This window comes from Methylobacterium sp. CCH5-D2 (genome assembly GCF_001556475.1).
Lineage (GTDB): Bacteria > Pseudomonadota > Alphaproteobacteria > Rhizobiales > Beijerinckiaceae > Methylobacterium > Methylobacterium hispanicum.
Map to the genome: position 1 here is coordinate 1 of NZ_LSIX01000676.1, position 1,192 is coordinate 1,192.

The window sequence follows — 1,192 nt, forward strand, 5'->3', positions numbered from 1 at the left end:
TACTCGGTGATGGCGGCGACGACGCCGGCGCCGACGGTGCGGCCGCCCTCGCGGATGGCGAAACGCAGCTTCTCCTCCATGGCGACCGGCACGATCAGCGCGACGTCCATGGTCACGTTGTCGCCCGGCATCACCATCTCGGTGCCCTCGGGCAGCGTGCACACGCCGGTCACGTCGGTGGTGCGGAAGTAGAACTGCGGCCGGTAGTTGGTGAAGAACGGCGTGTGGCGACCGCCCTCCTCCTTGGTCAGGATGTAGGCCTCGGCCTTGAACTTGGTGTGCGGCTTGACCGAACCCGGCTTGCACACGACCTGGCCGCGCTCCACGTCCTCGCGCTTCGTGCCGCGCAGCAGCACGCCCACGTTGTCGCCCGCCTGGCCCTGGTCGAGCAGCTTGCGGAACATCTCGACGCCGGTCACCGTCGTCGTCGTGGTCGCCCGGATGCCGACGATCTCGACCGTCTCGCCCACCTTCACGATGCCGCGCTCGACGCGACCCGTCACCACCGTGCCGCGGCCCGAGATCGAGAACACGTCCTCGATCGGCATCAGGAACGGCAGGTCGATCGGGCGCTCCGGCTGCGGGATGTAGGCGTCGACCGTCTCCATCAGCTTCAGAACGGCGTCGCGGCCGATCTTGGGCTCCTTGTCCTCGAGCGCCATCAGGGCCGAGCCCTTGGTGATCGGGATGTCGTCGCCGGGGAAGTCGTACTTCGAGAGGAGCTCGCGCACCTCCAGCTCGACGAGCTCGAGGAGCTCCTCGTCGTCGACCATGTCGACCTTGTTGAGGAACACCACCAGCGCCGGCACGCCGACCTGGCGGGCGAGCAGGATGTGCTCGCGGGTCTGCGGCATCGGGCCGTCGGCCGCCGACACGACCAGGATCGCGCCGTCCATCTGGGCGGCGCCGGTGATCATGTTCTTCACGTAGTCGGCGTGGCCGGGGCAGTCGACGTGGGCGTAGTGGCGGTTGGTGGTCTCGTACTCGACGTGGGCGGTCGAGATCGTGATGCCGCGCGCCTTCTCCTCGGGGGCCTTGTCGATCTGGTCGTAGGCCGTGAAGGTCGCGCCGCCGCTCTCGGCCAGAACCTTCGTGATCGCCGCCGTCAGCGAGGTCTTGCCGTGGTCCACGTGGCCGATCGTGCCGATGTTGCAGTGCGGCTTGGTACGGCTGAACTTTTCCTTGCCCATAG

The 1,192-nt window shown here is 67.8% G+C and carries 1 protein-coding gene; it reads right to left on the reverse strand.

Annotated elements, in window-relative coordinates:
• The coding region (tuf, locus tag AX737_RS17895) for an elongation factor Tu (protein ID WP_066923801.1) at positions 1-1,190 on the reverse strand (1,190 nt) is incomplete at its 3' end.
• Positions 1,191-1,192: the final 2 nt, after the last annotated feature.